Source organism: Armatimonas sp. (assembly GCF_031410135.1).
Taxonomy (GTDB): Bacteria; Armatimonadota; Armatimonadia; order Armatimonadales; family Armatimonadaceae; genus Armatimonas.
Genome location: NZ_JANNYP010000788.1, coordinates 1 through 5,995, shown reverse-complemented (window position 1 = coordinate 5,995; position 5,995 = coordinate 1). Strand labels below are relative to the sequence as shown.

Sequence of the window (5,995 nt, the reverse complement as noted above, 5' to 3'; positions counted from 1 at the left end):
CTGGAGGTTTATCACGATGCAAGTTCAGGTTCGCGGCAAAGGAGTCGTTATCACGGACGCTCTGCGAGACTACGCAGATAAGAAAGTCAACAAGCTCTCGAAGCACTTCGCTACTCTTCAAACAGCCACAGTCATCCAGAGCATTCAGAACAAGCAGCACCGAGTCGAGGTGCAGCTCGAAGGCGATGGGATTCTCTTGCGAGGAGAAGACCGTGCCGAAGACATGTATATTGCCATTGACCATGTTGTGGACAAACTGGAGCGCCGGATGTCCAAGTACAAGGAGCGTCACAAGTGGCATCAGCGTGGCTCCCATCATGGCCACGATACGCCGCGCCACATGCCCACGGATACCAATACCGCGGCGGACGAAGAGGATGAAGATGATGGCCAGGTTCTTCGGCGCAAGCGCTTCGCGATTAAACCTCTCAGTGAGCAAGAGGCCGTGGCACAGATGGAGCTTCTCTCCCACGATTTCTTTGTTTTTGAGAACGCCGACACCGGCCAAGTGAGCGTTCTCTATAGACGGGCGGATAGAAACTACGGTATCCTAGAGCCCGAACGATAACAAAACTAAAAACAGCCCCGGAGTTACTCGCGTTACTTACCGGGGCTGTTTTTCGGGGAGCTTGATTAGTGAAAGTTGGAATTTTAACGGGCGGGGGCGACTGTCCCGGCCTTAACCCGGCGATCCGGGGTGTGGTGTACCGCGGTATGGACTTTGGTTTCGAGTTTGTCGGGATCGAAGAGGGCTGGCGTGGGCTGGTCAAAGGTCTCTACCGCCCGCTGGGCCTAAACGATGTCGAGGAAATTATCTACCAGGGCGGCACGATGCTTGGCTCCTCGCGTACCAACCCATTTAAAAAAGGCGGCGAGAAAGATTTAGAGGCCGTGCTGGCCAATATCAAGTCTGCGGGCTTTGATGCGATTGTTGCCTGTGGCGGCGAGGACACTCTGGGCGTGGCCGCAAAGCTCTTCCGTGATCACGGCGTCCCAACCGTGGGCGTCCCAAAGACTATGGACAACGATCTGTCGGGCACGGACTTCACCTTTGGCTTCGACACGGCTGCTGCCGTTGGATTAGACGCCATTGATCGCCTGCGCGACACGGCCCGCTCCCACCGCCGCGTGATGGTTCTCGAAGTGATGGGCCGCCACGCCGGCTGGGTAGCCTGGTATGTCGGGGTTGCCGGTGGCGCGGACTGGGTGACGCTTCCCGAGGAGCCGCTAGACGTGGACGCGATGATCGCGCACCTCAACGCGATCAAGGCCCGTGGCAAGAAGTACGGCCTTGTGGTCTGCTCCGAGGGCACCGAGCTTCCCGCAGTAATCGGCGATGAAAAAGCCGTGGACGAATTCGGCCATGTGAAGCTCTCAGACCGTAGTGTCGGTGAGTTTGTCGCCGGCACGATCTCTGAGAAAACCGGCTGGGAAAGCCGCCATGCCGTCGTGGGCCATGTCCACCGCGGTGGTGCCCCCACTCTCTTTGACCGCGTGCTGGGCATGCGCGTCGGGATCAAGGCCGCTGAGCTGGTCAACGAGAAGCAGTTCGGCCAGATGGCGGCGCTGGTCGGCACCGAAGTCAAGGGCGTCGATATCGTCGCCGCCACATCTGTGCTGAAAGTTGTCCCGCCACAGCTTATCGAGCTGATGAAGACTACGTTTAAGTAAGCCCTCCTCCCCAGCCCCTCCTCCCGATAACGGGAGGAGGGGAAACCATGTCCTATGCGACCACTTGCCCTCTCCAGCACCTTCTTTGCCTTTCTGAGCCTTGCCATGCCTGAAGCCCAAGCCCAAGCCCCCACTGTCCCTGCTCCTTTTGAGCTCACCCGCGTCCTAGATATCGAGAAGCGCCGTGCCGTTGAGGTTGCCGTTGCACCCTCAGATGTAAGCTTGAGCTGCGATGTTTTGGTGATCGGTGGCGGCCTTGGGGGTGTCGCGGCAGCCGAAGCGGCGGCGAAGCGCGGCTTTTCGGTGGTGATCGTCGAGCCCACGCGGATGCTCGGCGGTCAGCTCACCAGCCAGCTCGTGCCGGTTCCCGACGAAAACTCGCATGTCGAGAAAGAGCCAGGGCCTTCGACAAAAACCTACCGAGCGCTTCGGCAGGCCGTGCGGGATCACTACAACGCCCAGCCCGGCGTAAAACCCGGTGCGGGCAAGAACATCGGCGACTGCTGGGTGAGCCGCGTCTCCGGTCTGCCCGATGTCTGGGAGAAGGCGATCAAAGACCGGCTGGCTCCGTATGAAAAATCCGGCGCGATCCGCCGCGTGCTGATGCGCCACCAGCTCCGCTCGGTGACGCGCTACTCTGGCCAAGAGCGCATCAACTATGCCGACATTGCCAGCCTCGAAACGGGCAAGATCACCCGAATCGGCTGTCAGTTCCTGCTAGATGCCACGGAAGACGGTGCGGCGCTGGCTCTCGCGGGCTCCCCGTTTCGCCTCGGCCAAGAGGCGCTCTCCGAGTTCGGCGAGTCGCTCGCACCAGAGACGGCCAACCCGAGCTGGGTGCAGAGCTTCACGTACTGCTTTTTGATGGATTGGCAAGCGCAGCCCGGCCCCACTCTCGAAAAGCCCGCCGAGTACGACTACTTCAAGAGCTTTGGCGACTACACGCTCGACTATATCTACCGCGACAAAGCCGAACCGTATTCCGTGACTTACAAAGTTCTGGAAAAGGCGCAAGTCAATGGCCGTAGCTACCTCCCTTTCTGGACCTACCGCCGCCTGATTGCCTCGTCGAGCTTTACCGGCAAGCAGTCCCCCATTGGCGACCTTGCGCTGATCAACTGGCGCGGCAACGACTTCCACGAGGAGAGCTACCTCGACAAGCCCGTGGACGAGCAGGTGCGGATTTTGGAGCGCGGCCTAAACTTTGCCAAGGGCTTTGCCTACTGGCTCCAGACCGAGTGCCCACGCGACGATGACCCGACCAAGCTGGGCTACCCCGAAATGCAAGTTCCCGCCGAGAGTGGCTGGGCGATCCACCCCTATATCCGGGAGTCGCGGCGCTTGCAGGCACGCACCACCCTCACCCAGAACCACCTGCGCTCGACCGATCCTGCCGCCAAGTGGGGAACGGCCTTTGAGGACTCCGTGGGATGCGCCCTCTACGCCATGGACATCCACCCCAGCAAGGGTGAGCCGCCGCTGCTCTCGGTCGCGCTCCCCTACCATCTGCCGCTGGGCGCGTTTCTCCCCGCGTCCGGCCCAACCAATATCCTGCCTGCCGCCAAGAACTTCGGAGCCAGCCGCCTCGCTCTCGCGTCGGCCCGCATGCACCCCACGGAGTTTCTGGCCGGAGAGATCGCCGGATCGCTGGCCGCCTTCTGCCTAGAGAAGAATCTGCGCGACCCCAGCGCCGTCCACGACTCCCCCGCGCTTCTGGCCGCGTTCCAAGTGCGTCTCAAAGCCCAAGGCGTGATGCTCCGCTGGGACGAAATTCTGTAACATGCAATCCCTGCAGGAACTGACGGAAACCGATGATCCTGCGTGGCCGCTGGTCCAGGAGTGGCTTGCCTCCGCGACCAACGTGGTGGAGGTGCTCCCTTCCGAGTTATCTGCTGGGGAGCAGGCGCTCCTGGCACTTCAGATCACATTGCGCTCACCAATGGGAGCCGTGGCCTATTACACAGGTGGCCTTTTGATTGACTACGGCTGGCTTCGCATCTTGGGGGCGGGCTCGCCAAAGTTGCTACGCAGTCTGCCTGATTGGAACGTGGAGAAACTGCAGGGAGCACTTCTCGTCGCGGATGACGTTCTTGGAGGGCTGTTTGCGATCAATGGCGGTGCGTTCTCGGGACAGCCGAGCCATGTCCACTACTTCTCTCCCCAAACACTTGCCTGGAAGAGCCTCGGCGCAGGGTACACGGACTTTCTCCGCTGGACGCTCACCGGAAACCTAGAGTTGTTCTATAGTTCTTTGCGCTGGCCGGATTGGGAGAAAGAAGTCGCGGGAATCAGCGGCGAACAGGCGCTCTCCGTCTATCCGTTTCTCTGGACAACGGGGCCATCAATCTCGAAGCGCTCCCGAAGAGACATTCCCGTCGCGAAGCTTTACGCACTCAACCAGGATTTTTGTCAGCAGCGACAGAAATAAGCCCTTGTGTTGTAAATCTGACATTAGCCCTCGACGGTAAACCTCGGGGCTTTGGGGCCTTTGGCCGCCTCCTCGTGCCTCGTCGGTAAAAATCGCCGAAAGCGCGGCGACGGGTGCCCTCTGGGCGTCGCACCATAGCCCGACGATCTCCGTCGAGGCGCACCAGCATACGATAGAAAGAAATAAGCCTCGATGAAATATATTCTCACTCTTGCAGCTCTGTTTGTGGCGGCAAGCATCGCCCATGCGGAGATTCGCTACCGGGTTCAGCCCCAGCCGGAGACGAATCAGCTTGCTATCACGGTGACGATTCCAACGAACGCTCCCGAGACGCTGGTGCAGGCACCACGCTGGATGCCAGGCTTCTACATGCTCCTGAACTACGGGGCGCGTCTGAAAGACTTCTCGGCGACGGGTGTGGGCGACAAGCCGGTGGAGCTCACCGCCGTGGACGACCATACCTGGAAGATTAATAGCGCAGGAGCCAAGCAAGTGACGCTTCGCTACCGTGCGCCGCTGGAGTTTCAGGACGGCATCGGGCACTACAGTGGAATCGCGGCCTATGTCTACGTGGTCGGGCGGACGCAGGAGCGCTGCAAGCTAACTATTGAGACGCCCCAGGACATGAAAGTGGCGGTCGGGCTGGATGGCAGCGGCCCGGAGTACAGCGCCGACTCCTACGACACGCTGGCGGATAACCCCGTAACTCTTGGAAGCTACTACGAGGAGACTTATACAGTCGCAGGCAAGCCACATGTTATCGCCCTCCGGGGCACGGGAGCGGGGCAGATTGACAAAAAGCTCCTGCGCGAGGCATGCGAGACGGTCGCCAAGATCGAGACGGAGTTCATGGGTGGCGCTCCTTATGGCAAGTATGTCTGGCACTTCAGTGTGCGTAGCGGCGGCGCAGGCGGTTCGGGCTTGGAGCACCTCAGCAGCACCGAGATTAGCCTCGGCTCGGGATTCTCGCGGCGCACGGCGGGCCTGCTTGCCCATGAGTTCTTCCACCTCTGGAATGTCAAGCGCATCCGTAGCCAGGTTCTTGGGCCGTTTGACTACACCCAGCTTCCCAAGACCGGTGCCCTCTGGTGGCTCGAAGGCACCACAGACTACTTCTCCACCCTGCTTTTAGGGCGATTCGGCTGGACGAGTGAGCAGGACTTATACGCCGACATCGCGACCAACGTACGAAACCTACGCCGCTCCGAGGCGCGCCTAACGGTCTCCCCCTACGACTCCAGCTACCGCGTGGGAGAGACCAACAACGGGCGGGGAAATAGCAATGGATTCGGGCTGAGCTACTACGACAATGGCTTTGTGGTGGGCCTCTGTCTCGATCTGGAGATTCTCGCGCAGACCGGCGGCAAGCGCAGTCTCGATGATGTGGAGTTTGCCCTCTGGAAAAAATGTCGCAACAACCAGTCCGGCTTTGCGGAGGACGAGATCCGCAAGCAGCTTATTCATGCAGGCGGCGAGAGCTTCGGCCCTCTCTACGACAAGCTCGTGCTCGCTGCCGGTGAGCTACCCGTGCAGCAAGCCCTCGCCCATGTTGGGCTGGAGCTCACCGAACGTGGCGGGATTCGCTCGGTTGGAACCCCAACACCCGAGCAGCTCCGGCTCCGTCAGCTCTGGCTCTCTAAAAAGCGCGGTCGTAAGTAATCGGAAAGCTCACCCTCCGAGAGGCTCTCGGAGGGGAAGGCAGCTTCGATCTCATCAATATCCGCAATCTGCCGCCCGATTTTCTTGTGATAGACCTTGTGGCTATGGATTTTATCACGTTGTTTGTATAATGCGTCCATGATTGTAATTACTTGCCCACACTGCCAAAGCCCGGACTGCATCAAGTTCGGAAGCAATGGCAGCGGTAGTGCGCGATGCCGATGTCATGCCTGCACA

The 5,995-nt window shown here is 59.9% G+C and carries 6 protein-coding genes; 5 read left to right on the top strand and 1 reads right to left on the bottom strand.

The genetic code is table 11. The features are described from left to right. From raiA to RMO15_RS28810, 5 genes are all read left to right on the top strand, one after another. Nucleotides 1-568, top strand: a 568-nt coding sequence (gene raiA, locus RMO15_RS28830; RefSeq protein WP_309721199.1) for a ribosome-associated translation inhibitor RaiA, incomplete at its 5' end; no start/stop codon positions are given. Between the two features lie 68 nt (nt 569-636). Further along, the gene (locus RMO15_RS28825; RefSeq protein WP_309721196.1) at nt 637-1,671 is read left to right on the top strand and encodes an ATP-dependent 6-phosphofructokinase; all 1,035 of its coding nucleotides are present in this window, start codon (nt 637-639) and stop codon (nt 1,669-1,671) included. Between the two features lie 54 nt (nt 1,672-1,725). Further along, the gene (locus RMO15_RS28820) at nt 1,726-3,450 is read left to right on the top strand and encodes an FAD-dependent oxidoreductase (RefSeq protein WP_309721193.1); all 1,725 of its coding nucleotides are present in this window, start codon (nt 1,726-1,728) and stop codon (nt 3,448-3,450) included. A gap of 1 nt (nt 3,451) precedes the next feature. Then, nucleotides 3,452-4,099 carry a DUF2625 domain-containing protein gene (locus RMO15_RS28815; RefSeq protein WP_309721190.1) on the top strand — a complete coding sequence of 216 codons (648 nt, stop codon included), beginning with the start codon at nt 3,452-3,454 and terminating at the stop codon, nt 4,097-4,099. 192 nt (nt 4,100-4,291) lie between these two features. Continuing rightward, entirely contained in the window at nt 4,292-5,758 is a 1,467-nt protein-coding gene (locus RMO15_RS28810) for a hypothetical protein (protein WP_309721187.1), read from the top strand. Here RMO15_RS28810 and RMO15_RS28805 read toward each other — a convergent pair. Next, nucleotides 5,722-5,898 (bottom strand): hypothetical protein, encoded by a 177-nt coding sequence (locus RMO15_RS28805; RefSeq protein WP_309721184.1) that lies wholly within the window; start codon nt 5,896-5,898, stop codon nt 5,722-5,724. The genes RMO15_RS28810 and RMO15_RS28805 overlap by 37 nt on opposite strands. Between the last annotated feature and the right edge of the window lie 97 nt (nt 5,899-5,995).

Bases quoted from the DNA above. Each gene is read 5' to 3' on its own strand.
- RMO15_RS28820 (WP_309721193.1), top strand. From the start codon at position 1,726: ATGCGACCACTTGCCCTCTCCAGCACCTTCTTTGCCTTTCTGAGCCTT.
- RMO15_RS28815 (WP_309721190.1), top strand. From the start codon at position 3,452: ATGCAATCCCTGCAGGAACTGACGGAAACCGATGATCCTGCGTGGCCG.
- RMO15_RS28810 (WP_309721187.1), top strand. From the start codon at position 4,292: ATGAAATATATTCTCACTCTTGCAGCTCTGTTTGTGGCGGCAAGCATC.
- RMO15_RS28805 (WP_309721184.1), bottom strand. From the start codon at position 5,898: ATGGACGCATTATACAAACAACGTGATAAAATCCATAGCCACAAGGTC.